Consider the following 2,083-nt stretch of genomic DNA (forward strand, 5'->3'; position numbering starts at 1 on the left):
CGATTGGCCCGCGATGCAAGTTGGCCGGAGTGTCCGAACGGAGGCTGGCAATATCCGTTTGATTTCGGCTTTGGGATTGAAGTGCCAACGTATACCCCAACGCAGCGAGAACTTCACCCTTGGCGCAGAGAAATTACTCTTGCCGCGTTGGATCGATATTTTGCGGGCCGCTACGATCAAATTTCGGTCCTTGACCTGGGGGCTGGCGAGTGTGCGTTTGGCGCCGGATTATGGGAGAAAGGCGTACGCGATATTACATGCGTCGAAGTCCGCGATATTAATATTGAAAAGGCCGTATTCGTGCAAAAAGTATTGGGCTGCGAATTCAATATAGTCAAGGAAGATGTCAATAAGTTCTTGGAAAACGATGATCGCACTTACGATCTCGTGCTTTTTATGGGCTTGTTATACCATCTTCAAGATCCTTTTAATGTCACCAAGAAAATAGCGGAAAAAACCAAGGAAATTAGCGTAATAGAGACTGTGTTGGCATGTCCTTCCGAGGTCGCTTTTTCAAACAATTCGAATTATCGTCCTAAATCCGCCGCCTATTATATTCGGATAGAAAATAAAGACGGTCCGACGGCCGGATTGTCCGATATTGAGTTATGGCCTACCCAATCAGCGTTGGACTATACCTTGTACAATGCCGGCTTCAAGCGGCTTGAGGATATTGTTCCCGAAGACGCTAGCATCCATTTTTATTCGACAAAACAACGAACGTTATTGTTAGCCCACAAATAGCTCGTATGAGCTCATTGGGTTTCTAATAGCTCAAGTCTGTCGATAGTCATGTGTCGGGCCCTATGGCCAGACGCCGAGCTGGGTAAGCTTATTTGTTAGCCAGGGTAGGGCTGTAGGTTGGGCTTGATCAACAGTCCACGCAGCCTGGATGAAATGATGGAATCCAGAAGACAGCTGTTACCAATGCCATTAAATTCAGGTTCAACTCAAGCACATTCGCCTGTTAAGCCCAAGATGGGGTGGAACTCCCAAGCCTCGATACTCAAGGTTTCAAAACCGCCGCCGGCCGACTCGCCGGGCGGCGCGATCTGCCAGAGCCAATCGGCGGTTCGGGTCGCCAGCTGCGGCAGCCGGGCCAGCAAGGGCCGGTAGTCGTTGCCGGATAGGCGTTGGCCGGCGGCGTCGTAGGTTGTGTCGCCGACTTCGGTGATCAGACAACAGGGTACTTGCCAGTCAGTCAGCCAGTCCAAATGCGCTTCGATCAGATGGCGGCCGAAGGCTTCCAGGTCGGCTTCGCCGGCGCCTTGAGTCGCCAGCCAAGCCACCGGCAGCAGCGGTAATTGCATCAGACAATTCACCGAGGCCACCCACGCCGGTTTGGCGGATAGCGTCGGGTGGCCGGGACTGGAAACCAGCGCGTCGGGCGGGCTGCGGCGCTGTTCGGCCAACCATTCGACCGTACCGGTCACGTCGTAATAACAGCAACTGACCCGGCCCGGCCAGCGCCGCGCCAAACGACGCGTCGAGCGGCTGAACACCATGTCCAGCAACACCACCTGTTGAAATAGTGCCAGCAACTCCGCCAGCGGCAGGTCGTGGGCGATGCCGCCGCCGACGACCAACGCGGTTCCGCCGGCTGGCTCGACCCGGGCGGCCGAAGCCAGCAAGGCGGCGCGAGTGGCTTGCAGATGCGGCCGCCAGGCCGGCCGGCAGGGCCGTAGGGCGGATAAGCAAAGCGCCATCCGCCGATCAAAAGCCATCAATTTTCCCATTCGCCCACTTCGAACGATTCCAAATCCAAACATGCCCAATTCGATGGATAAATGCCCATTTTGACCATGCGGTGAAAGCTTGAATAAGGCCATTCCTTAACCGTGCGCGCCCGCCATGCTTGCGGGATTATCCATGTGGGCGACATAATCCTTTTCGTCGTAAAGCGTATGCTCCCAAAATCGCCTTTGCCACTTGTGCCCTTGGGTATATCCTTCGCTCGTGTCGGTTTATTCGAACTTGCGAGTGATATTCGGTTTTCGGAATCGTTTTCGTAAACGCCTTTTTAATGGCCCGCCATCGATCCGAATACCGTTCATCGCCGAGAGGTTTTGGAATGTGGACGGTT

Annotated in this window: 2 protein-coding genes; one reads left to right on the forward strand and one right to left on the reverse strand. The window is 54.4% G+C overall.

Going from position 1 to position 2,083, the window contains the following annotated elements:
* On the forward strand, window positions 1–744 hold a 744-nt coding region (locus AC3B8H_RS20645), incomplete at its 5' end, for a class I SAM-dependent methyltransferase (protein WP_488443395.1).
* A 206-nt stretch (window positions 745–950) separates the two neighbouring features.
* Here the strand turns inward: AC3B8H_RS20645 and AC3B8H_RS20650 are convergent.
* The gene (locus AC3B8H_RS20650) at window positions 951–1,724 is read right to left on the reverse strand and encodes a hypothetical protein (protein WP_488443396.1); all 774 of its coding nucleotides are present in this window, start codon (window positions 1,722–1,724) and stop codon (window positions 951–953) included.
* Window positions 1,725–2,083: the final 359 nt, after the last annotated feature.

Source organism: Methylomonas sp. BG-2, from assembly GCF_057766305.1.